The organism is Bacteroides luti, assembly GCF_900128905.1.
Classification (GTDB): Bacteria; Bacteroidota; Bacteroidia; order Bacteroidales; family Bacteroidaceae; genus Bacteroides; species Bacteroides luti.
On record NZ_FQTV01000015.1, the window covers coordinates 12,699 to 37,210 of the forward strand.

The following is a 24,512-nucleotide window of genomic DNA, read 5'->3' on the forward strand; positions in this document are numbered from 1 at the left end:
TTATAACTTCAACCATGGGTTTAAAAAACTTCAGGTTTAATTAATATTTCCTTGTACAAAAGAATGTAATCTTTTGTACAGAAGATTGAATTCTTTTGTACAAAACAAATCATTCTTCTGTACAAGGATTTTTTTATTTAACTTGAAGAAATAAAAAACAGTGGCGAGAGATCGAATAATCTGCTTCCGGTTATGTGCTGTTTATAATAGCGTTCTTTTCCTGAATCGCAGGTAGAACATTATTCCCGCGCTGGAAAGTCCGAAAGGGAAGGACATCCATATACCCACAATTCCCCAGTTCAGTATAAATCCAAAGAAGTAACCTGCCGGAATAGATATCAGAAAATAGCTGATGAAAGCAATGTACATCATTGGTTTTACGTCGGCAATACCCCGCAGTGCATTGGCAAAAGTAATTTGTGTGCCGTCGCCAAACTGATACAACAGGAAAGGGAAGATAAGAGCCACTACCGTTTGGCTAACCTCTGGGCTGTCTGTAAACATACCCCCAAGATAATTCCTCAAAAGGAATATAGATCCTGCTGAGATTACGGCCATCATCGCGATGATGTGAAAGCCTGCGTAAGCGGAACGGCGAACATTGACAATATCGTTCTGCCCCCTGAAATTACTAACTCTCACGGCTATTGCAGCACCCATTCCGTAGTAAATCATAAAGCAGAGGCTTGAGATGGTTAGCATAACCTGATGCGAAGCCAGTGCAATACTGCCTAGCCACCCCACCATTACGGTGCTGAATGTGAAAGATGCAGTTTCCATTCCCATTTGCAGGGCAATAGGCCAGCCAAGTTCGTTGAGCCGTTTGAAAATGCTGTGCGAGAATCCTTTCAGTTTAAACCCTTTCAGATAGATAGCATATCGTTTGCTGTACAGAAATATGCCGGCAAAGGCCAGAGCCATCAGGATGCGTGAGATAAGTGTACTCAGTCCGGCACCCATAAGTCCCATTTCTGGAAGGCCTAGTTTACCGTAAATCAACAAATAATTCAGGATAATGTGTAGCGTGTTGCCTATCAGCAGAATCCACATAGAGGCTTTCGTATCCGTAATTCCATCGGCAAATTGCTTAAATGAATTAAAGATAAGCACAAAAATAAGGGATGCCAGCAGGATGAGAAAGTATGGACGAATCAATGGAAGAAGTTCTTTTGGCTGACCAAAGTTGTGCACATTGAGATAGATTACGAACATAATGAACGTAATAAGCAGTGCTACCAGAATATTGGCGGCAAGGCTGTTCTTCAGTGCTTGCCCCGCTCCAGTAGAATCGCCTTTTCCGAAAAGACTTCCCACAATGGGAGTGAGTCCGTAGGAGAAACCTGTACTGAAAATAATGGCCAAAGTAAAAACGTTATTCACAAAAGAGGCGGCTGCCAGCTCAATAGTGCTGTGCTGGCCCACCATCATTGTGTCGGCAAAGCCGAGAATAATCATGCCCAACTGCCCGATAACGATAGGAATTCCTAAACGAAGCAGCGCATTATAGTGCTCTTTGTATGTTGCAAAGAATCCGATCATGCTTCCTTCTTTGCTATATAACGAAGAGTAGAGCAGTTGTTGTGCACAAAAGCCTTGCTGGCAATCTCTTTTAACTGATCGGCAGTAACTTTCCGGTAATTGTTCACTTCGTTGTTCAGATCTTCTGCTTTGCTTATCAGTTCAAAGAATGCCAGATTTGTGGCAACATTCAGATAATTAATGTTGCTGAATATTTGTTCGGACTCGAACTTATTTTTCACTTTCTCCAGTTCGTGTTCATCCACAAGAGTATTCTTCAGCGCTTCAAGCTCTTTCCATACAGCAGCTTCCGCCTGCTCCAGAGAAACACCCGGTGCCGGTTTTCCTGAAATCTGGAATAAGCCGGGCTCTACACTTCCCGAAATGTAGGCATCAATGGAACTGAATATCTGGCGTTCCTTAACCAGATGCTGGGTAAGTCGGCTAGAGTTTCCATTGCTCAGTACATCCGATAAAATATCAAATGCATAATAGTCCGGATGTATACGTTCGGTCATGTGAAAAGCCATGTAAAGAGAATCGAGTGGCACGTCACGTTCCACTTCCTGTCGTCTTTCCTCCGTCTGCTTTGGCTCACAAGGCAGATTTCGTACACGAATATCCCGCGCAGGAATAGGACCAAACCATTTTTCTGCCAATCGGATAGTCTCTTCAAACGATATATTTCCGGTAACGCAAAGAATGGCATTATTGGGTGCATAGAAGTGAAAAAAGAAATCTTTTACATCTTCCAGCGTTGCATTGGTAATGTGTGAAATTTCCTTGCCGATGGTAGGCCATTGGTAAGGATGTTCCTTAAAAGCCATCGGACGAACCAGGTGAGACACATCTCCGTAAGGCTGATTCAGATAGCGTTGCTTAAACTCTTCTGATACCACCTGGCGCTGAACATCGAGGCTTTTAGAATTAAAATCCAGACTTAACATGCGATCCGATTCCAGCCAGAATCCTGTTTCCACGTTTTGTTTGGGCAGGGTGAGGTAATAGTTGGTGATATCATTGTTGGTCCACGCATTATTTTCCCCGCCGGCCAACTGAACCGGAGCATCATAATCGGGAATGTTTACCGACCCTCCGAACATTAAATGTTCAAAAAGGTGGGCAAACCCCGTGTGTTCCTTGTCTTCGTCCTTCGCCCCTACATTATACAACACATTGATGGCAACCATCTGTGTGCTTAAATCTTCAGAGTGTATCAGGCGAAGTCCGTTTTCAAGGTTATGTCTGTTTACTTCAATCATCTTATTCCAGTACGATAACTTTCATTTTAATATCTTCTTCAGGACGATCGGCACGGTTAGTCTTTACTTTCTGAATAGAGTCAACCACTTCCATACCTTCCACAACTTCTCCGAATACAGTATATTGGTTATCAAGATGAGGCGTTCCACCAACAGTAGTATAAGCCTTTACCTGTTCTGGAGTAAACTTAAAGTCGGGCAGAGAATCTGCCTTTGCTTTTGCTTCAGCAATCAGCTCTTCCTGCAATTCATAAAGTCCTTCTTTGTCGCGGTCAAGTCTCAGCTTTTTAATCTTAGCTGCATTCTTGCTAACCAAAGTATTGAAAACCTCTTCCACTTTGCCGTGGTTAATTTGTTGTTCCATGTTCAGAATCTGACCTTCGGAATATTTCTTTCCGGTAACGATGTAGAACTGGCAGCCACTGGAAGCTTTCTTCGGATTTACTTCGTCACTTTGACGGGCAGCCGAAAGAACTCCTTTTTTATGGAAGTATTGTGGATAAACAAACTCCGCAGGAACAGTGTAACCGGTATCTCCCGAGCCAAGCATTTTGCCTTTAGGCGCATTCTTTGAGTCCGGATCACCACCCTGAATCATAAAGTCTTTAATTACACGGTGAAAAATAGTACCGTCATAAAAGCCTTTCTGAGCAAGTTTGATGAAGTTGTCACGGTGTTGTGGTGTTTCGTTGTAGAGTTTAATCTTTATGTCACCTAAATCTGTTTGTATCAACAGCATTGTTTCTTTCTGATTTTCCATTTTTTCTTTTTTATTTTGGGAGAATCCCGGTGAAAATATACCTGTTAAAAGGCTTAATAATATAATCAGTAATTGCTTTTTCATGAGAATAAACTGATAAATTAGGGACAAAAATAGTACTTTGGACTTATTAAGCCAAAACAAACCGGCGCTAATTAGGACCTTTTATAGAATCCGCGCCTTTCTGAAGAAAATATAACAGGTTCTAATCTCTGTTATTGATAGAATACTGCAGTTCCGCAAGCAGTAACCATCAGCATGCTTCCGTTTGATCCTACTGTTTCATAATCAATATCAATACCTATTACGGCATTGGCACCCATTCTCATAGCCTGTTCTGTCATTTCTTTCAAAGCTGTGTCTTTAGCTTCGCGAAGAACTTTTTCATAAGAATTTGAACGTCCACCGATGATATCACGTATCCCGGCAAATATATCTTTAAAAATATTAGCACCAATAATGGTTTCGCCAGAGACTATACCGTAGTAGGTGGTAATGGTTTTACCTTCAATAATATTAGTAGTTGATAATAACATAATGTCTTTTTCTTTAGATGTTAATAGAATGGGAACAAATATATATTTTTTGTGTGAATAAATAATCTAAAAACAAACAAGATGTGGAAATAAATGTTTTCTTTGTATAAGACTTCACTTAAACATGGATGGACAAAAGAAAAAATGGTTGAAATGGATTGGCATTACTTTGCTGAGCCCGCTAATCCTGTTGGTGATACTCCTTGTATTACTCTACCTTCCTCCTGTTCAAAATGTTTTAAAAAATCAGTTTGTGAAGTATGCTTCCCGTGAAACGGGCATGCATATATCCATTGACCGGATAAGACTCTCTTTCCCTTTAGATCTGGCAGTGCATGAGGTGAGTGTTATTTCATCCAAAGACACGCTGCTTATTGCCGATAAAATGATTGTAGACCTTGGTCTGCGGCGTATATTCCACAGAGAATTGCGGGTAGATGATATTACCTTGAGTAAGGTTTTCGTTAATTCGTCCAATTTGATGGAAGGAATGCGTATCCGGGGTAAGGTTGGCAAATTATATCTTTGCTCTGAAAAGGTAAATCTTAAGCGGGAAGAGGCTTTGGTAACGGATGCTCTTTTGAAAGATGCCGATTTAAAACTCTCACTGATAGACACTACTAAAGAAAAAAAAGAGAAACCCTCCAAACCTTTTCGCTGGAAGATCTTTCTTCAGAGGCTGCAGCTTCGGAATGTAGCCTTTCACATGGATCAACCGGCCGACTCTCTTCGTCTGACAGCCAATGTTAATGGAGCCGTACTTACTAACGGTAAGCTTGACTTTATGCGGAGACTGTATAAATTGCGGCATTTCTCGGTTGAAAAAGCTTCGTTCAATTATGATTCCGGAGCGGGAGAACCGTCCAAAGGATTCGATCCGTCACATCTAGCATTGCGTGATATTTCTATTACTGTAGATTCCTTTATGAAGCAAGACAGAGAATTGCAGGCAAGCATTAAGCGAGTATCTTTGTGGGATCGCTCGGGATTGAGCATTACTTCGCTTACCGGTCGTATCCTTGCCGATAACCGTGCCATAAGAATACCCGCAATGCTACTGAATACTCCTCATTCGGAAGTTAACCTCACAGCAAAGGCTGACTGGCTATTTGTGGAGAATCCCGACAAAGGAAGTTTTGAATCTTCTGTCGTTTCTAATATCGGCAAACAGGATGTGCTGCTTTTTGTGGGAGGATTGTCGAAACAGTTTAGTGATTCATATCCGTTTCGTGCAATTACGCTACGGGCTTTGGTGCAGGGTAATAAGAAAAGTATCCGTTTGTCGCGGTTCAGTGCTGTTCTTCCGGGATCTTTTTCTCTGGCATCTGTAGGCGAGATGAGAAATTTGTCTGATAAGCAGAATCGCTCCGGGCAGATTAAATTTCAGATGGATGCCAAGAATCTCGATTTTATGGCCAATCTGATTAAATCTTCCTCTAATGGAAATGTGAGGGTTCCTCTGAATATGAAACTTCAGGGGCAGGCATCAATGAAAGGCGAACGTTATTTAGCCGGATTAACTTTAACAGAGGATAAAGGAACCGTGAAAGCTGATGCTGAATACAACATGGCAAACAACTCTTACAACGCAAAAGTATCTGTTGATAAATTGCAGGTTAACCATTTCCTTCCAAAGAACACTATCTATTCGTTGACCGCTTCTTTTGATGCTGCCGGAGAGGGAACAGACTTCTTCTCTGCAAAGACAAAACTTAACGGAGGGTTTAAATTGCAGGAGCTTCAATATGATAAATCTACCTTCACCGGCATTGATTTAAAGGCTAAATTACAGAACTCTTTGGCGGAGGTGGTGCTGAAAAGCGAAAGCAGATTGCTTAAGATGGATGCAAACCTGACTGCGCTTCTTCATAAAAAACTGACGAAAAGTGAGTTGACAATGTATGTGCGGGATATAGACTTATACAGACTGAGGTTTATTAAACATCCATTGAAGGATCCTATTGCTTTTACAGTCAATGCTTCTACCAATAGCGGCGAAACTTCTCTGGAACTTCATTCTGGCGACATGGAACTGTCACTAAACAGTCGTATCCCTATTAAAAATTTTATTAAGGAGGCAACCAATCTTTCAACTATCATAACCAAACAAATTCAGCAAAAAAGGCTAAATCATCAGGAACTCAGTGAAGCTATACCTTCGGCTCAGTTCTCTTTTATGGCTGGAAAGAAAAATCCACTGAGTGAATATCTGGCTTTTTCTAAAATCTCTTTTCAAGATGCATCAGTCAACCTTACCTCTACTCAAAAAGAAGGATTAGCTGGAGGAGCTCAACTTCATTCACTTCAGGTTGATAGTGTGCTGCTAGACACTGTCCGCCTGGCTATCAGACAAGATACAGCAGGTATTCATCTGCATGCAGGAGTTATTAATAACAAATTCAATAAACAGTATGTATTTCAGGCATACGCTGATGGTGTAGTTCAGGATGATAATGCGGAAGTAATGCTGAAATATCTCAATGCAAAAGGAGAGACCGGAGCAGATCTGGGCATTAGGGCGCAATTGGAAGAGGGGGGTGTTTCGTATAATTTGTTTCCAGATCAGCCTATACTACTTTTCCGTCCGTTCAAACTGAATAAAGATAATCGTATATTTATTGATAAAGAAAATCGTGTCACCGCAAATCTGGATTTACAGGATAAAAATGGAATGGGACTCTTTGTTCATTCTGTTGAAAATGCTGAGGCCCAACAGGATATAATTGGTGAACTAAGAAATCTTGATCTGAAAGAAGTGGTTCAATCCTTGCCTTATTTGCCGGATATTGGAGGTATTCTTTCTGCTAAAGCTGAATATATTCAGAAGAATAACCGCTTTCAGGTAATTGCTGATGCGGGAATCCTGAAATGTATGTATGAGAACCAGCTTGTAGGCAATATGAATTTGCAGGCCACCTACCTTCCAGTTGAAAAGAATGTGCATCAGTTGGAGGCTAAGCTGGGATATAATGGCAGGGAAGTGCTTGTAGCAGATGGAACATACCACGCAGAAGGAGAAGGAACAATGAAAGTGCTTGCCACCCTTAAAGCTTTTCCGCTGGGGGTAGCCAATGCATTTATTCCTGATGGTATGGCAAAACTATCTGGTGCTTTGAATGGTGAGGTAGCATTGGAAGGAAGTACGCAATCACCGAAGATAAACGGAGGATTCAAGGCTGATACAAGTTCGGTTTATATTCCTCAGGCGGGCGCTCGTTTGCGATTGGATGAGAAAGAAATAAAGGTAACCGATAATAAGCTGGTTTTTGATAATTATCATATCTATGCAGTAGGTAAAAATCCGTTGAATATTGTGGGGACGGTAGATATGAAAGATTTGCAGCAAATGCGTGCCGATTTAAAGCTTACTGCTAACAATTATCAGTTATTCAATGCTAACCGCACCAAGCAATCGCTTGTATACGGAAAACTCTTTGTTGACTTGAATACCACAATTCGTGGACCTGTTGATGCTTTGGTTATGCGTGGAAATATGCGGTTATTGGGTAATACAGATGCGACTTACGTCTTGAAAGATTCTCCACTCACTGTGCAGGACAGGCTGGGAGATATGGTGACTTTCGTCAACTTTGCCGATACTTTGCAGCCTCCGAAAGAAAAGCCTAAGAAAGTTTCTTTGGGCGGACTGGATATGCTGATTAATATTCAGGTGGAACCGGCAGTAAGGTTAAAGGCCGACTTATCACCCGATCGCCAGAACAGGGTAGAGTTGGAAGGTGGAGGTGATCTTTCACTTCAATATACTCCGCAAGGAGATATGTTACTCTACGGACGTTATACCCTTAGCGGTGGTTTATTGAACTATACCTTACCGGTAATTCCATTGAAAGAGTTTGCTATAAAGGAAGGAAGCTATGTGGAATGGTCGGGTAATATGATGGATCCGAAAATAAATTTCAAAGCTTCGGAAAGGCTGCGCGCTTCTGTGACTGGTGAAAATCAGACCAGTCGGCAGGTCAACTTTGATGTGTCTGTTTCCATTAAAAATACCCTGAAGAATCTAGGAATGGTATTTGACCTTGAAGCACCGGAAGATATGACTGTGCAGAATCAGCTTTCGTCAATGTCGGATGAGGAAAGGAGCAAACTGGCCATTACAATGCTTGTTTCCGGTATGTATATGCCTCAGGGTATAACATCTTCAGGCACTGGCGGAGGTATAAATGTGGGGAGTGCTCTGAATAATTTCCTCCAAGGTGAGATCGCAAATATTGCAGGTAGTGCACTTAAAAAGGTTGATATATCTTTTGGAATGGAATCTTATGATGAAGCTAGTGGAAAGGGAACCGGAAAACGGACGGATTATTCTTATCGTTTTGCCAAAAGATTCTATAATGACCGTATTCGGATAGTGATTGGTGGCAAAATTTCTACAGGAGAAACTGTGGAAGAAAAGCAATCGTTTATTGATAATATTTCCCTTGAATACAGACTTGATAACAGTGGAACAAGGTATGTGAAATTATTCCATAATAAAAATTACCAGAGTTTGCTGGAAGGTGAAATAATAGAAACGGGAGTTGGTGTGGTGCTTCGCAAAAAAATGCGCCGACTTGGTGAGTTGTTTATATTCAAAAGTAATAAAGATAAAAAAGAGTCGAAATGAGGAAAGTACTTTATTTGTCATTGTTGTTCTTAACTGCTTGTTCAACCACTCGTAATTTACCGGAGGATGAAACTCTATATACGGGTATGAAGAAAACAGTGGTGGAGAATCGTGATGCTTCGAAGGCTGGTGATGAGGCTCTTGAGGAGGTGTACGCTGCATTGGCCGTTCCTCCCAATAATGCTCTTTTTGGAAGTTCGTCTGTCAGGGTTCCTTTCCCTTTCGGATTGTGGATGTATAATGCATTTAAAAAGAGTGAGAAGGGATTGGGGCGCTGGATGTTTAATCGTTTTGCCTCGGAACCTGTGCTCATTTCGACAGTGAATCCGGATGTCCGGGTTAAAGTTGCCAGAAATTTGCTGCGTGACTATGGATATTTCAACGGACAAGTAGCTTACGAAGTAATTCCCACCAAAAAACGTCAGGCTAAAATAAAATATAAAGTAGATATGCAGCAACCTTACTTGCTGGATTCTATTTTTTATTCTCATTATAGTGCACGTACTGATAGTCTGTTACATCGGCGTATTGTTGATAAAGTGCTTCGTTCAGGCGATCATTTCAGTGTTTTGAAACTAGACGAGGAACGGCAGCGGTTGAGTACTTTACTACGCAATGCCGGTTACTACTATTTTCGTCCGGAATTTATAGCCTTTTTGGCTGATACAACGAGGCAATCAGGCCGTATAAGTCTTAAAATTACTCCGAAAGCTGATTTGCCCGAACTAGTTCTTCGCTCATGGAAGATAGGAAATCGGTCGGTTGCTTTGAGTGGAATGAATGGAGAACCGCCTACGGATTCTTTGCTTTATAAAGACCTGATGATATATTATCAGGGTAAATTGCATGTTCGTCCGGTTGTACTTTATAATCGTTTTCGTTTAATGCCGGGAGAAACCTATTCCCAAATAAAACAATTGCGGACACAGGAAAATATAAACCGGTTGGGCATTTTTAAGTATGCCGATTTACAGTTTACTCCTCGTGATACGACTCAGGGAAATAATGTACTTGATGTACAGATGAATGCCGCCTATGATCTTCCTCTTGATGGAGAACTGGAATTGAATGTAACTTCCAAATCCAATGATCAGGTAGGACCTGGAGCTGCATTCTCCGTTACAAGACGAAACCTCTTTGGAGGAGGTGAGAATTTGACTGTAAAACTCAAAGGCAGTTATGAATGGCAGACGAATAATCCGGTAGGTGGAAGTAGTTCCGTTATTAACTCTTACGAATTGGGGGCATCAGCAGCACTTGTAATTCCCCGGATTGTACTGCCTGGTATGGAATATAAAGAATTAACTTATCCGGCAACAACCACATTCAGACTGTATGCTGACCAGATGAATCGGGCAAAATATTTCAAGTTATTGGCTTTCGGAGGGAATGCAACGTATGATTTTCAGACTTCGAGAGTAAGTCGTCATTCCATAACGCCGTTTAAACTGACTTTTAATGTGCTTCAAAGTACAACGCAACGCTTTGATTCTGTTACGAATGCTAATCCTGCCTTGTATCTCAGTCTGAAGAATCAGTTTATTCCGGCGATGAATTATACCTATACCTACGATGATGCGGGTGTGAAAAATAAAAGGAATCATGTTTGGTGGGAAACATCTCTCACATCTGCCGGAAATATAACTTCTGGCATATACCGATTATTTGGAAGAAGCTTTAATGAAGAAAAGAAACTTCTGGGAAATCCGTTTGCACAGTTCCTGAAACTTAGTTCTGAAGTGAGATATAACTATAAAATTACTGCACGGCAATCTTTAGTTGCCCGGTTAAGTGGAGGGATTCTTTATGCCTATGGAAACTCCGAGGTTGCACCGTATAATGAACAATTCTATATTGGAGGAGCTAATAGTTTGCGTGCCTTTACCATCCGTTCACTGGGGCCGGGTAGTTACAGGCCGGATGCAGGAAATACTTATTCATACATGGACCAGACTGGCAATTTAAAGTTTGAAGCCAATGTAGAATATCGTTTCAACCTGCTGGGAAACCTTAATGGTGCTATCTTTTTAGATGCCGGAAATATATGGTTACTGAATGATGATATAGCTCGTCCTGGTGGAAAATTTGGATTGTCAAAACTAGGAAAAGAGATTGCTTTGGGTACCGGAGCCGGATTACGATACGATCTCTCGTTTCTGGTTATCCGTCTGGATGCCGGAATAGGGCTACATGCTCCTTATGAAACTTCAAAATCAGGCTATTACAATATCCCTTCTTTTAAAGACGGACTGGGTCTTCACCTGGCAATAGGCTATCCATTCTAGAAAAATACTTTCTTATTTGAACCATTTGTGATCATATTTGAACTATTTGTTGTACCTCCGTTGAATATAATTTAGTAAATTTGCGGCGTAAAAAATCGATATGACTAACAACCTATTTAAAAATATAAGCGAAATGAAACCAACTTTATTTGTACTTGCTGCCGGAATGGGCAGTCGTTATGGCGGTCTTAAGCAATTAGACGGTCTGGGCCCTAACGGTGAAACTATCATGGACTATTCAATTTACGATGCAATCCGCGGAGGATTTGGTAAATTGGTATTTGTAATCCGTGAAAGCTTTGAAAAAGACTTCCGTGAAAAGATTATTAAAAAATATGAAGATCATATTCCTGTAGAATTGGTATTCCAGGATATTAACGATCTGCCAGCAGGATTTACTTGTCCAGAAGGAAGAGAAAAGCCATGGGGAACTAACCATGCTGTATTGATGGGTAAGAATGTTATCAACGAACCTTTTGCTGTAATCAATGCTGATGACTTCTACGGAAAAGATAGCTTTGCTGTTTTAGGTAAGGCTCTTTCTGAAATGGAAGGAAAGAAGAATGAATATTGCATGGTAGGCTACCGTGTAGGTAACACTCTTTCTGAAAGTGGTAGCGTAGCACGTGGTGTTTGTGCAACAGACGAAAATGGTAACCTTACTACAGTAGTAGAACGTACAGCTATCGAACGTATTGATGGTAAAGTTCAGTTCAAGGACGAAAACGGTGAAACAGTTACTATTGATGATAATACTCCTGTTTCAATGAACATGTGGGGATTCACTCCTGACTATTTCAAATATTCAGAAGATTTCTTCATTGAATTCTTGAAAGAGAACATCAGTAACTTGAAATGCGAATACTTCATTCCTTTGATGGTTAATGAGCTTATCAACAACGGTACTGCAAGTGTGAAAGTACTTGATACTACATCTAAATGGTTTGGTGTAACTTATGCAGCAGATCGTCAGTCGGTAGTCGACAAAATCCAGGCATTAGTTGATGCAGGTGAATATCCAGCTAAATTGTTCTAAGCAGTATACTTTAGAATAAATTAGATTATATAAAGAAGGGTATCCAATTATTTTTGGATACCCTTTTTAGTATCTTTTTTATCCCTCACTTCCTCAATTAAAACTCATATCCCAATTTAAATTGAGCCCCCTTAATATTTCCATCATTATTGCTCATTTGAGTATAAAGCAATCTGCAAAAAATAGAATTTTCTTTTTTTAATTGATAATTTAATCCAAAGCCATAACTAAATCCTATATAGTTTTCTAACAGTGAAACATAATTATTATTTGTGACTTTATTAATTTTATCAACAACATACTTTTCTGAATACAGTGTTGTAGAAGTATTAAAGAGTCTGCAATAGTTAATGTTAGCTTCAATAGAGGGACGTAATTTCCATCTTGGATAAGTAAATTTTAGTCCTAAATTGCCGCTAGTCATCAAAGCATCAAAATTAAACTTTTCATAGTTTTTTTGTTCAAAAGTATATTCGTTTGAGCCTTTTATACTTGATACAGAAATGCCAGCCTGAAGACTTATTGATTCTGTTATTCTGGGATTGGATACATTTATTACTCCTCCAACTATTGGTGAAAAAGATTTTGCAGATCCAAACCTAATTAATTCTGTATTTTCATATAAGTAATCCATATATTGAAAACCTCCAAATAATGAAAAGTCTAATTTTAAAAAGACCTTCTTATAATCATTCTCAAAAACAATACATTCTTCTCCTGGTGAACACATTTCGGAATGGTATTGTCTTGTAAGTTTAATCATAGAACTACGATCCAGTGTCGTCTTATCTATCTTTTTGTAAACGGATTTACAATCTCTGAAAATATAGGCTAGAGCGCCTTTGTATTTATAATCTACTTTGATTTTATCATCTATAATCTTATCAGGTTCTTGGGTAACTGATAACAAACTTCCGTCTTCGTTTTCTATGAAATAATAATTTTTATCTCCAGAATAAAAATAGAGGTCTTTTATTCCTTGAACCAGATATTCAAGAAATACAGTTTGTTTTATTTTATCTATTTCAACAGTTCTTGATACATAATATTTCATTTCTTTAATGAACCTATAGCCTAATATTTCACCAGGATGAAATACCTGTTCGTCAGACTTCTCAGATTTTTTGAATTTACAGACATTAGAATTAGCCCTGTCAGTTCTAAAATCGATAAGCCCATTTATAGTATCATTTTCGTTAGTTATTACGTATCCTTGTTTGTAATTGCTTTGAGCATATAAACTAATTCCGGTGCAAAATGTTAGAAATAGTATTATTATATATTTCATGTTTCTTTATTTTATTTTGTTGCTGTATTTGGTAAATACCTCCGATTTGAAAAGATAGAGATTGTTGTTGTATATCAGTGCAATCTTCTCTCCATCATTAGAAGACTTCATTATGTAGGTTGAAGAACCGTCCATGCTGAATTTCTTTTCTATTCCGTTTTCAAGAGAAATTGTAGCTAAAGAAGATGTTAATATTGTAGGATATTGTTCTCCTGTTGCTATTATAGTAGCGAAGTTGCCTACATTATTTGTTGTGACATTGTGCTTTTCAGCAGTTTTGAAGTCAAGATAAGTTATGCTATTATTATAGTATGATCCTAATACAATCCCAGAATATAAATCATTAGTAACACCATATTGACCTTTAACATTATAATAATGTTTTAGTTCTTTTGTTTCTGAATCAACAGTATACACGTCATCCATTTCAAAACCTTTGGTAAGAACAAACATCTTTCCATTGTTGCATATATCAACTTCTCTGGGTATTAAAGAATTTACCTGATGTGGATCATAAAGCATGCTATTGTCTGAAAGAAACTCGAATTTATCATTTTGTGCTGAGTTTATTGAATATAATTTGTAATTCATAAATGTTAATCCCAAACCATTCTCAGCAAATCCTAAAGTGCTTATATAGCTATTGTTTAAGTATTCAGATAAGTCCACTTCTTTAATAAACTTGCCAGTAGTAGCATCGTAGATATCCATTTTTTCAATATCAGTGCGATAGTTTCTTAATATGTACAAGCAGTTGTTATATCGGTTATAAAAGAAATCACTATAATCGTTTTGCTTCCAGGCAAGACTTCCTGTAACCGAAAGATCCGTTGTTGAATATTGGGTCAATGTTGATGTGCCAAAGGCTATAATAGTGTATAGCCAACAATATTTTCCATCTTTGGTGAAAAGGAGTTTTTGTCCATTATTGCTTTTCGCTTCTTGCTTTCCTTCATAAACTTTGAGATTAAACGACTCTTTAATTTTAGCGGAATCAGTGGACTCTACTTCGTATGTAATCGTTGTAGAAATGAATGGAGGTATTTTAATATTAGGAAAATAGATTGTTTTTCTATCTGCTGAATATTCTGCGGTTAAGTCTATATCCTTATATGATGAATTTATAGATGCAAGTTTTACTTCTCTATTAAATGATATAAATGGAACGGACGTAAGGAAGTTCGTTTGATTGTCTTTGCCTATATAATCGATAAGTTTAAGAACCGGACCGGCATCTTGTGTAATTTTTATAGTATGAGTTAATCCAAAATCTGCATTTAAAGTAATGGTCGCAGTGCGTTCCTCTAACGTTTTATTTTCATCATATTCAATATAAAGGTTATTAGATATAATTTCACATTTAATCCAATCTTCTTTGCATGAGAACTCGTATTTAACATTTGTATCTATTGATACGCTAAAACTTCCACCTCTATTTTTTACAGATACATCGTTAGTGATTATTCTAAAATAAGCATCTTCTTTAATAGTGTTCATGCTTAAATTAATGACTCTCTTTTCTCCGCCTTTAAATGCTATCGATTTAGTTTCACTGGTATAGCCTTCTTTTGAGAAAGTGGCGAATGCAACACCTCCGTTTGGTATCACTAAAGTATATTTTCCATCTGAAGATGTTTGGGTATTAATTTTTTCGGAGGATGTTTCAAGTAGTATTTTCACATCGGATAATCCTGTTCCCGAAGAATCCGTTATTTTACCGGAAATAGTAACAGGTTCATTTATATCTGTTATAGTACATGAACTTATTAAAAATAGAAAAAGTATTCCAGTAATTAGAAGATTAAGGTTACGCATTTTTTATAGTTAGATTTATTTTTTGTCCAAAAATAATAATACAATTTTAGAAAAAAAATATTTTGTAAATTTAAAATTTATGTATTGACTAAAATTACTCATTATATATATTAAAAGAAGCCTCCAATAAAAGTTTTCTCTTCGCGTTTTTGTTGTATCTTTGCACCTTACAAAGAAAAGAGACAACAGAAATAAGATGGTTTCAGTAGAAGGATTAAAAGTCGAATTTAATGCCAAAGCGCTTTTCGACGAAGTATCGTATGTTATTAATAAGAAAGACCGCATTGGTCTGACAGGAAAAAATGGTGCAGGAAAATCTACCATGTTAAAGATCCTGGCCGGAATACAAACTCCCACTGCCGGTACTATTTCTATTCCAAAAGATGTTACTATAGGCTACCTTCCTCAGGTGATGATCCTGAGTGATAATTATACGGTAATGGAAGAAGCTGAACAGGCTTTTGGACATATCAAAGAATTACAGGAAGACATTCAACGGATGAATCAGGAACTGGCTGACAGAACTGATTACGAATCGGAAAGTTATCATAAACTGATTGACCGATTTACTCACGAAAATGAACGCTTCCTGATGATGGGTGGTACTAATTATCAGGCGGAAATTGAACGCACACTTGCCGGATTAGGTTTTAGCCGGGAGGATTTGTCGCGTCCAACTTCGGAATTTAGCGGAGGTTGGCGTATGCGTATTGAGCTAGCAAAGCTCTTGCTGAGAAAACCGGATGTCCTTTTACTCGATGAGCCAACAAACCACCTGGATATTGAAAGTATTCAGTGGTTGGAGAATTTCCTCGCTACTCGTTGCAATGCGGTGGTATTGGTATCTCACGACCGTGCTTTTCTGGATGGAGTAACTACCCGTACTATTGAGATTAATTGCGGAAAAATATATGACTATAAGGTTCCTTATTCACGTTATGTCGAACTTCGGGTAGAACGGAGAGAACAACAAATGCGTGCTTATGAGAATCAACAGAAACAGATTCAGGATACGGAAGATTTTATTGAACGTTTCCGGTATAAAGCGACCAAAGCTGTGCAGGTGCAAAGCCGTATCAAACAATTAGATAAAATTGTTCGTCTTGAAATTGATGATGAAGATAACTCTTCGTTGAGGCTTAAATTCCCACCTGCTGCCCGTTCTGGAAACTATCCGATAATTGCTGAGGACTTGAAGAAAGCTTATGGCAATCATGTGGTTTATCATGATGTAAACCTCACAATCAATCGGGGTGAAAAAGTTGCTTTTGTTGGAAAGAACGGTGAAGGTAAATCTACCTTGGTGAAATGTATTATGGGAGAGATTGACTATGAAGGTAAACTAACTATTGGTCATAACGTACAGATTGGCTACTTTGCACAGAATCAGGCTCAGATGCTTGACGAAAGTCTTACTGTCTTTGATACTATTGATTATGTGGCTACTGGAGATATTCGTACTAAGATTCGTGATATTCTGGGTGCTTTCATGTTTGGAGGTGAGGCTTCCGACAAAAAGGTTAAGGTTCTTTCTGGCGGTGAACGTACTCGTCTGGCTATGATTAAGTTATTGCTAGAACCAGTTAATCTGCTTATTCTCGATGAGCCTACCAATCACCTTGATTTACGCACAAAAGATGTGCTTAAGGATGCTATCAGGGATTTTGATGGAACAGTAATTATTGTTTCTCACGACCGTGAATTTCTCGATGGCCTTGTGACAAAGGTTTATGAATTTGGTGGCGGGGTAGTCAAGGAACATTTGGGCGGTATTTATGATTTCCTTCAAAAGAAAAAGATGGATAGTCTTAATGATTTGCAGCGAAAACCCGAATTGTCTGCTTCTCCAACTGCTCAGAATAATGAATCAGAAACTGTATCAGAGAATAAACTTTCTTATGAAGCACAGAAAGAACTTAATAAGAAACTGCGTAAACTGGAAAAACAAGTCTCTGATTGCGAAAAGAAAATAGAAAATCTGGAAGAAAAAATCTCCGCAGTTGAACTTAAGATGGCCACGCCTGAAGGAGCTTCTGACATGGATCTTTATGCTGAACATCAAAAACTGAAGCAGGATATGGACCGTGTAGTAGAAGAGTGGGAATCTGCTTCAATAGAACTTGAAGAGGCTAAAGGTGAATAAAAAATAATCTTAGAATAAATTTTGTATAAATAATATTTTCTCTGTGATTTTTTTCTCAGCTTTGCGTCAAATTGAGAAATAGAATTTAATAAATTAAAATATATGAAATTGAAGAATTATTTACCGCTGGTTGCATTCTGTATGATGACTACTGGATGGAATTGCGAAGTGAATGCACAGTTAGCTCCTGGAGTTGACTTTAATAATCTCGATAAGAATGCTTTACCGGGAACTAGTTTTTATCAATATGCATGTGGCGGATGGATGGAAAAAAATCCGCTTTCAGGAGAATATTCACGTTTTGGTTCTTTTGATAAGTTGGCCGAAAATAATCGTGAACAGTTAAAAGGGCTGATTGAGGGACTTGCTTCAACAAAGAATCAGCCGGGTACAGTTGCACAAAAAATTGGTGATCTTTATAATATTGCCATGGATAGTGCTAAGCTGAACAAAGAAGGTGCTGCTCCTATTAAACCTTATTTGAAGAAAATTGCTTCTATAAAAGGTAAAACTGCTATCTATCCATTAATCGCTGAAATGCGCCAGATGGGACTTGATCCATACTTCACTGTTTATGTAAGTGCAGATGACATGAACAGTTCAATGAATATGGTTCACACTTACCAAAGTGGTATTAGCATGGGTGAACGCGAATATTACCTGGACAACGATGACAAAACAAAAAATATTCGTGAGAAGTATAAATTGCATGTTGCTAAGATGTTCCGTTTGGCCGGATTCGATAAAGCTTCTGCTGATAAGGCTATGGCATCTGTCATGCTGATTGAAACCCGATTGGCTAAGGCTGCTCGTACAAAGGTTGAATTGAGAGATCCTCATGCTAATTACAACAAAATATCAGTTGCTGAACTTAAAAAGCAATATCCTTCTTTTGGATGGGATGTATTCTTTACTAATTTTGGATTGAAAGGTCTGAAAGAAATCAATATTGGTCAGCCAGCATCAATTAAAGAAGTTGTGGCTATTATTAATTCTTTGCCATTGAAAGATCAGATTGCTTATTTGCAATGGAAACTGATTGATGCATCAGCTTCTTTCCTTAGCGATGAAATTTATGCCGAAAACTTTGATTTTTACAGCAAGACAATAAATGGTGTTAAGGCGATGAAACCTCGCTGGAAACGTGCCGTAGCTGTTGTTGATGGTTCGTTGGGAGAAGCTGTAGGACAAATGTATACCGAAAAATATTTCCCTGCTGCTGCTAAGGAAAGAATGGTGACTTTAGTTAAAAACCTTCAGATATCATTAGGACAACGTATTCAGAATTTAGCTTGGATGAGCGATGTAACTAAGGCTAAAGCTCAGGAAAAACTAGCAGCTTTCACTGTAAAGATTGGATATCCTGATAAATGGAGAGACTATTCTTCACTGCAGATTAAGAATGATTCATACTGGGATAATGCACAACGTGCAAATCGTTTTGAGCATAATTATATGATTAGTAAAGCTAACAAACCAGTAGATAAGAGTGAGTGGCAGATGACTCCTCAGACAGTGAATGCTTACTATAATCCTACAACAAACGAAATTTGTTTCCCTGCCGGAATTCTACAATATCCTTTCTTCGACATGAATGCTGATGATGCCTTTAACTATGGAGCTATTGGTGTGGTTATCGGACATGAAATGACTCACGGATTTGATGATCAGGGAAGACAATATGATAAAGACGGAAACCTGAAAGACTGGTGGACTGCAGAAGATGCTAAGAACTTTGAAGCTCGTGCTGCTGTAATGATAAACTTCTTCGATAAAATTGAAGTTGCTCCTGGAGTACATGCTAACGGTAAGTTTACTCTTGGAGAAAACATTGCCGATCATGGTGGATTGCAGGTTGCTTTTAATGCATTTAAAAACGCAACAAAAAATGCTCCTCTTCAAACGATAGATGGTTTCACTCCTGAACAACGTTTCTTCTTGTCTTATGCAGGTGTATGGGCAAATAATATTCGTCCTGAAGCAATTCTAAGCCGTACAAAGTCAGATCCTCACTCATTGGGTAAATGGCGTGTTGATGGAGCGCTTCCTCACATTAGCGCATGGTATGATGCTTTCAATATTACAGCAAAAGATGCAATGTATCTTCCTGTTGAAAAGAGAGTATCTATTTGGTAGAAGTAGTTTTCTTTTATAATATTTTTGAGGTAAATGTCCAGATTATTGGCATTTACCTCTTTTTTTCTTTTATCTCTTAATTTAAAACATTACTTTTGTTCCGTAAGAATAAAAGTATGAAAGGGAGAAAATATATCGGTATGTTTTTATTAATGGTCAGCATGCTTGTGCTGATTATACCGGTATTGCCCCATCATCACCATTATGATGATGATATTTGTTTTCATCACGATGATGATACTTCAACTCCTGTCCACCATCAATCAAATCCTGATTGTGAAGGCTATTGTATCACTAATCTTCATTTTTCTGTTCAACATAATAATACGGTTGTTCAACCTTGCTATTTTCAGGTTCTTACATTGTTTACAAGAACAATATTAAATTCATTACTTCCTCCCAGACTGGAAGTATCCAATCGTTTTTATTGTTATATAGAGTTTCTTCATGGTACGGATATATCCCGTTCCATTAGTCTTCGTGCACCTCCTGTTCTTTAATGTTTTTAGGTAGATTCATTCTGTAATCTGCCTATCTCGACTCTCATCAAATTTATATTAACGAATAAACGGATGAATTTCTGTTGCTTTGTTGTGACTGAAAAGTTTTTTTAACTGTATCAAAAAAGAAATATTCTTTCACTATTCGTTATTTATTAGTGATTTTATCATGATGAGATCATTAATCATGTATTAATTAAAATAAAGTATATATTTCATGATAGAACGTATCATTCAATTCTCAATAAAAAATAAGTTTATTATTGGGTTATTTATTGTAGCATTGATTGGATGGGGTACATATTCATTGACTCGTTTACCAATTGATGCTATACCTGATATTACGAATAATCAGGTGCAGATTATCTCAATAGCTCCATCGTTAGCTGTTCAGGAGGTGGAAAGTGTAATAACTGCACCAATTGAAGTTGCTGTTGCCAATATTCCCGATATTATAGAGCTTCGTTCAATATCCCGTTTAGGGTTATCTGTGGTTACTGTTGTTTTTAAAGATAATGTTGATGTCTATTGGGCTCGGCAACAACTAAATGAAAGGTTGAAAGAAGCTGAAGAAGTTATACCTTCAGGTCTGGCAAAAATAGAATTGGCTCCAATTTCAACAGGGTTGGGAGAGATTTTCCAGTATCGCCTAGCTGTTGAAAAAGGTTACGAACACAAATATACCCCGATGGAATTGCGCACACTTCAGGATTGGGTAGTGCGTAGAGAAATGCTGGGAACTCCGGGTGTTGCAGAAATTAATAGTTACGGAGGTTTTGTAAAGCAGTATGAGATTGCAGTAAATCCTGAAAGATTGAGAGCTATGAATCTCACTCTTACAGATATCTTCAATGCTCTCGAAAAGAATAATGAAAATACCGGTAGTGCTTATATTGATAAGAAGCCTATGGCTTATTTCATCAGAGGTATCGGACTGGTAAAAACGATAGAAGATATTCAGAAAATTGTTGTTAGGAGTAATTCTTCTGGTATGCCGGTGTTGATAAGAGATGTTGCTACAGTGCAATATGGTAATGCAACCCGTTATGGTGCTTTTGTTGTCGATACAACAGAATCCGTAGGTGGAGTCGTTATGATGCTTAAAGGTGCTAATGCACACAGAGTGATTAAGGATGTTGAGACCCGGATAGAATCCATACAGAAGTCATTGCCAAAGGGGGTGAAGATTGAACCATTCCTGAATCGCTCTGATCTTGTAGGTCGTTCTATAAGTACTGTTTCACGCAACTTGATTGAGGGGGCATTGATTGTTATTTTTGTTCTCGTGCTGTTTCTCGGAAATGTAAGAGCCGGATTGGTCGTAGCTTCGGTAATTCCGCTTTCTATGCTGTTTGCTCTTTCCATGATGAACCTGTTTGGTGTCTCGGGTAATCTTATGAGCTTGGGTGCTATCGACTTTGGTTTGATAGTAGATGGAGCTGTGATTATTGTTGAGAGTGTAGTACATCATGTTTCAAAAGCCAGCTCAAAACTTGATGGGCGTACACTCACTCAGAATGAGATGGATGAAAGTGTCTTTAAAGCTTCAAGCCGGATAAGAAAAGCTGCAGCATTTGGTGAGATTATTATTCTGATAGTGTACTTACCAATCATGGCATTAACGGGCATAGAAGGAAAGATGTTCCAGCCTATGGCATTTGTTGTTTGTTTTGCTATTCTTGGAGCATTTATTCTGTCTCTTACTTATGTACCGATGGTTTCGGCTCTTTTCCTAGACCGGAAAACAGTGCATAAACGGAACTTCTCCGATAAGCTGATGGATAAAATTCATCGTTTTTTTAATCCTATCTTTAAGCTTGCTTTAAGAAGAAAGCGTACCGTGTCTATAAGTGCCGTTGTAGCCTTTGTTCTAAGTATGTTCCTGTTCAATTCTTTAGGAGGTGAATTTATTCCGCAATTAGAAGAAGGAGATCTTGCTGCTGGTGTTATAACATTGCAGGGAGGTTCACTCTCAAATACGGTTGAGGTGGTTGAGAAAGCAAATAAGATTCTGCTTGATAACTTCCCCGAAATAAAGCATATTGTATGTAAGATTGGTGCCGGCGAAATTCCGACCGACCCTACACCTATGGAAACCGGAGATTATATTATTACGCTGAAAGATAAGAGTGAATGGACTTCCGCAGAGACGCGTGAAGAACTGGTTGAGAAGATGGAGGAGAAATTAATACCTCTTGCAGGAGTTAAGTTTGAATTCCAGCAACCTATTCAAATGCGTTTTAATGAATTGATGTCTGGTTCTAAACAGGATGTGGCCGTTAAAATATTCGGTGACGATCTGAATACCTTGGCTGATAAGGCTGTCGATGTGGAAAAAATAATAAAAGAGGTCGATGGTGCCGAAGATATAAGTGTTGAAAAGGTTACGGGATTGGCTCAGATTCAGGTTAATTATAATCGTGATCGTTTGGCTCAATATGGAATCTCAATCGATGATGTGAATAAAGTCCTTCGATCAGCATTTGCGGGTAGTCAGGCCGGAGTTGTATACGATGAAGAAAAACGATTCGACCTCGTTGTTCGTCTGGATAAAGATTACCGCCAGAATCTGGATGATGTAAAGAGCTTATCTGTTGTTGCTCCGAATGGAGAGCAGATACCTTTTGAACAGTTGGCCGATATATCTATCAAGTCTGGTCCGGCACAGGTTTCAAGAGAAGAAACCAAACGTCGTATCACTATAGGATTCAATGTCCGTAACAGAGACGTTCAGAGTGTAATTAGTGACGTAACAGCCAAGATAAATAAGCAAATAACCCTTCCTACCGGTTACTATATATCTTATGGCGGTCAGTTTAAGAATCTCGAGGCAGCTAAAGACAGACTTGCTATAGCATTACCTATTGCATTGCTTTTAATATTTGTTTTATTGTACTTTACTTTCCATTCAGTAAAACAGACTTTATTGATATATACAGCAGTGCCGTTGTCAGCCATTGGAGGTGTTCTTGCATTGTGGATACGTGGAATGAATTTCTCCATTTCTGCCGGAGTAGGTTTTATTGCTCTGTTTGGTGTGGCCGTGCTCAACGGTATAGTGCTGATATCAGAGTTTAACAGACTGGAAAAGGATGGTTTTGAAGATATAACGGAAAGGGTTATAAAAGGATTGCAGACTCGTTTGCGACCGGTTATTATGACGGCTGCTGCTGCTTCTCTGGGTTTCTTGCCTATGGCAATATCCACTTCGGCCGGAGCAGAAGTGCAAAAACCGTTGGCAACGGTGGTTATTGGTGGATTGATTACTTCTACATTGCTGACTCTGATAATTCTTCCGGTATTCTATGTTATATTCTCTACTCATAGTTTTAAAGCACTGTTTAAACGTAAATCAATGAAAACACTTTCAGTATTCCTGCTCTTGCTTTTAGCAGCACCGGCTTTTAATGGTATAAAAGCTCAGCAATCAAAGACTGTTAGTTTGCATGATGCTATTCAACTGGCATTGGACAACAACCTGAACGTTCGTTCTTCAGCATATTCAGTTGATGCTCAGAAAGCTCTGAAAGGAGCTTCATGGGATTTGGGGAAAACCAGCGTTGAAATGCAGTATGGCAAATTTAATTCTTATACGAAAGATAATAGTTTTACTGTATCGCAGTCTATAGCATTCCCAACTGTTTATATGAACCAAAGTAAACTGGCCGATGCTAAGGTGAAGAGTAGTGAATGGCAATTAAAGGGTTCACGCCTTGAAACTGCAACTATGGTAAAACAGGTTTATTGGCAGCTTGCTTTTCTGCACTCAAAACAAAAATTGCTGAGTTATCAGGATAGTTTGTATACTGGTTTCCTGCGAGCTGCAGAATTGCGAACCAAAGTTGGTGAAACCAATAAACTGGAAATGATTACCGCTCGTTCTCAGAGTATGGAGATTAAAAACCAACTGCGCCAAACAGTTGCAGATATGGATATATTGAGAAGAAAGTTGCAGACTCTTTTAAATACAGATGTTCTTTATTCTCCGGCAGATAGTATATTGAAGCGAATAGAATATACTCCATTAATTGATAGTATGGCTGTAGCTCAAAATCCATCGCTTGGATATGTGCAACAACAAGTTCAGGTTTCACAGATTGAAAGGAAGTTGGAAAAGAGCAAGATGTTGCCCGACTTTAGTATCGGTTATTCCAGTCAGACAATGGTGGGAACGCAAGATGTAAATGGTGTATCAAGAGCTTTTGGAAGGGGAGACCGGTTTAATTCTGTGCAAATAGGAGTAGCCGTTCCGCTTTGGTTTGTTTCTGGTAATTCGAAAAACAAAGCTGCCAAAATCTCTGAGAAGATTGCTAAGACTAATGCCGAAAGTTATTCGAAAGAGTTATCGGGAAGTTATCGCTCTTTGCTTGATGAATATAGTAAATATTCCGGTAGTGTAGATTATTATGAGAAGCAGGCTATTCCCGAGGCCAATCTTATTATTGACCAATCTACACGCAGCTATAAATCGGGAGCTATGGATTATTTTGAATATGTACTGAGTCTTGGAAGAGCCTTAGATATAAAGCAGAACTATCTTGATACTCTTAATAGCTATAATCAAACCATCATTAATATCGAATTTATAACAGGTAAAATATTCTAA

General features: G+C 38.5%; 13 protein-coding genes. 7 read left to right on the forward strand and 6 right to left on the reverse strand.

What is annotated here, in order from left to right:
• Window positions 1-201: 201 nt before the first annotated feature.
• The 4 genes from BUC21_RS12990 to BUC21_RS13005 form a co-directional block, all read right to left on the reverse strand.
• The gene (locus BUC21_RS12990; RefSeq protein ID WP_073403114.1) at window positions 202-1,539 is read right to left on the reverse strand and encodes an MATE family efflux transporter; all 1,338 of its coding nucleotides are present in this window, start codon (window positions 1,537-1,539) and stop codon (window positions 202-204) included.
• Window positions 1,536-2,780, reverse strand: coding sequence for a M16 family metallopeptidase (locus BUC21_RS12995; RefSeq protein ID WP_073403116.1), 1,245 nt, complete (start codon window positions 2,778-2,780; stop codon window positions 1,536-1,538). Before BUC21_RS12995 ends, BUC21_RS12990 begins: the two co-directional genes overlap by 4 nt.
• Window position 2,781: 1 nt before the next feature.
• Window positions 2,782-3,624 carry a peptidylprolyl isomerase gene (locus tag BUC21_RS13000; protein WP_073403118.1) on the reverse strand — a complete coding sequence of 281 codons (843 nt, stop codon included), beginning with the start codon at window positions 3,622-3,624 and terminating at the stop codon, window positions 2,782-2,784.
• Window positions 3,625-3,755: 131 nt separating this feature from the next.
• Window positions 3,756-4,076, reverse strand: a complete 321-nt coding sequence (locus BUC21_RS13005) for a heavy metal-binding domain-containing protein (protein ID WP_073403120.1) — start codon at window positions 4,074-4,076, stop codon at window positions 3,756-3,758.
• Window positions 4,077-4,200: 124 nt separating this feature from the next.
• Between BUC21_RS13005 and BUC21_RS13010 the strand changes: the two genes are divergently transcribed.
• The 3 genes from BUC21_RS13010 (at window position 4,201) to BUC21_RS13020 (ending at window position 12,024) form a co-directional block, all read left to right on the forward strand.
• On the forward strand, window positions 4,201-8,703 hold the full coding sequence (locus BUC21_RS13010) for a translocation/assembly module TamB domain-containing protein (RefSeq protein ID WP_073403122.1): 4,503 nt from the start codon (window positions 4,201-4,203) through the stop codon (window positions 8,701-8,703).
• A complete protein-coding gene (tamL, locus tag BUC21_RS13015; RefSeq protein WP_073403124.1) occupies window positions 8,700-10,988 on the forward strand; it encodes a translocation and assembly module lipoprotein TamL in 2,289 nt (762 codons plus the stop codon). The genes BUC21_RS13010 and tamL overlap by 4 nt, the downstream gene beginning before the upstream one ends.
• A 133-nt stretch (window positions 10,989-11,121) precedes the next feature.
• Window positions 11,122-12,024, forward strand: coding sequence for a glycosyltransferase family protein (locus tag BUC21_RS13020; protein WP_073403212.1), 903 nt, complete (start codon window positions 11,122-11,124; stop codon window positions 12,022-12,024).
• Between the two features lie 97 nt (window positions 12,025-12,121).
• Here BUC21_RS13020 and BUC21_RS13025 read toward each other — a convergent pair whose 3' ends face one another.
• Window positions 12,122-13,312: a hypothetical protein gene (locus tag BUC21_RS13025; protein ID WP_073403126.1), complete on the reverse strand. Its 1,191-nt coding sequence runs from the start codon at window positions 13,310-13,312 to the stop codon at window positions 12,122-12,124.
• Window positions 13,313-13,318: 6 nt separating this feature from the next.
• Complete coding sequence (locus BUC21_RS13030) at window positions 13,319-15,127, reverse strand: carboxypeptidase regulatory-like domain-containing protein (RefSeq protein WP_073403128.1); 1,809 nt, start codon at window positions 15,125-15,127, stop codon at window positions 13,319-13,321.
• Between the two features lie 196 nt (window positions 15,128-15,323).
• Here BUC21_RS13030 and BUC21_RS13035 point away from each other — a divergent pair, with 196 nt between their 5' ends.
• From BUC21_RS13035 to BUC21_RS13050, 4 genes are all read left to right on the forward strand, one after another.
• On the forward strand, window positions 15,324-17,270 hold the full coding sequence (locus tag BUC21_RS13035; RefSeq protein WP_073403130.1) for an ABC-F family ATP-binding cassette domain-containing protein: 1,947 nt from the start codon (window positions 15,324-15,326) through the stop codon (window positions 17,268-17,270).
• 102 nt (window positions 17,271-17,372) lie between these two features.
• Window positions 17,373-19,406, forward strand: a complete 2,034-nt coding sequence (locus BUC21_RS13040; protein ID WP_073403132.1) for a M13 family metallopeptidase — start codon at window positions 17,373-17,375, stop codon at window positions 19,404-19,406.
• A gap of 116 nt (window positions 19,407-19,522) precedes the next feature.
• A complete protein-coding gene (locus BUC21_RS13045; protein WP_073403134.1) occupies window positions 19,523-19,906 on the forward strand; it encodes a DUF6769 family protein in 384 nt (127 codons plus the stop codon).
• Between the two features lie 217 nt (window positions 19,907-20,123).
• Window positions 20,124-24,512, forward strand: coding sequence for a CusA/CzcA family heavy metal efflux RND transporter (locus tag BUC21_RS13050; protein ID WP_073403136.1), 4,389 nt, complete (start codon window positions 20,124-20,126; stop codon window positions 24,510-24,512).

What these genes read in the sequence shown, in the direction of transcription:
- BUC21_RS13045 (WP_073403134.1), top strand. Translation starts at nt 19,523, where the DNA reads ATGAAAGGGAGAAAATATATCGGTATGTTTTTATTAATGGTCAGCATG.
- BUC21_RS12990 (WP_073403114.1), bottom strand. Translation starts at nt 1,539, where the DNA reads ATGATCGGATTCTTTGCAACATACAAAGAGCACTATAATGCGCTGCTT.
- BUC21_RS13050 (WP_073403136.1), top strand. Translation starts at nt 20,124, where the DNA reads ATGATAGAACGTATCATTCAATTCTCAATAAAAAATAAGTTTATTATT.
- BUC21_RS13020 (WP_073403212.1), top strand. Translation starts at nt 11,122, where the DNA reads ATGAAACCAACTTTATTTGTACTTGCTGCCGGAATGGGCAGTCGTTAT.
- BUC21_RS13005 (WP_073403120.1), bottom strand. Translation starts at nt 4,076, where the DNA reads ATGTTATTATCAACTACTAATATTATTGAAGGTAAAACCATTACCACC.
- tamL (WP_073403124.1), top strand. Translation starts at nt 8,700, where the DNA reads ATGAGGAAAGTACTTTATTTGTCATTGTTGTTCTTAACTGCTTGTTCA.
- BUC21_RS13010 (WP_073403122.1), top strand. Translation starts at nt 4,201, where the DNA reads ATGGATGGACAAAAGAAAAAATGGTTGAAATGGATTGGCATTACTTTG.
- BUC21_RS13000 (WP_073403118.1), bottom strand. Translation starts at nt 3,624, where the DNA reads ATGAAAAAGCAATTACTGATTATATTATTAAGCCTTTTAACAGGTATA.
- BUC21_RS13030 (WP_073403128.1), bottom strand. Translation starts at nt 15,127, where the DNA reads ATGCGTAACCTTAATCTTCTAATTACTGGAATACTTTTTCTATTTTTA.
- BUC21_RS13025 (WP_073403126.1), bottom strand. Translation starts at nt 13,312, where the DNA reads ATGAAATATATAATAATACTATTTCTAACATTTTGCACCGGAATTAGT.
- BUC21_RS13035 (WP_073403130.1), top strand. Translation starts at nt 15,324, where the DNA reads ATGGTTTCAGTAGAAGGATTAAAAGTCGAATTTAATGCCAAAGCGCTT.
- BUC21_RS13040 (WP_073403132.1), top strand. Translation starts at nt 17,373, where the DNA reads ATGAAATTGAAGAATTATTTACCGCTGGTTGCATTCTGTATGATGACT.
- BUC21_RS12995 (WP_073403116.1), bottom strand. Translation starts at nt 2,780, where the DNA reads ATGATTGAAGTAAACAGACATAACCTTGAAAACGGACTTCGCCTGATA.